Genomic DNA, 226 nt, shown 5'->3' with positions numbered 1-226 from the left:
TCAACGCCGTCGTCGTTTCTCACCGGAGTTCAAGGACGAGGCCGTGAAAATGGTGGAGTCCGGGATCTCCGTCGCCGAAGCCGCCCGCCAGTTGGGACTGGTGGAGCAGACACTGCGGAACTGGGTGGAGGCCCACCGCAAGAAGCACCCGAAGGGTGTTGCCCCGTTGGGGGTGGATGAGCGGGCCCGGTTGCGGGAGCTGGAACGCGAGAACCAGGAACTGAGG

The 226-nt window shown here is 65.0% G+C and carries 1 protein-coding gene; it reads left to right on the top strand.

The window, feature by feature from the left end; all coding sequences use genetic code 11:
- Nucleotides 1-226: transposase (locus UO65_RS13080; protein ID WP_035282227.1), on the top strand; the 226-nt coding region annotated here is incomplete at both ends.

The sequence above is a fragment of the Actinokineospora spheciospongiae genome, from assembly GCF_000564855.1.
Classification (GTDB): Bacteria; Actinomycetota; Actinomycetes; order Mycobacteriales; family Pseudonocardiaceae; genus Actinokineospora; species Actinokineospora spheciospongiae.
Note: the sequence above shows the minus strand (reverse complement) of the source record. Positions and strands in the feature narration are given on the sequence as shown.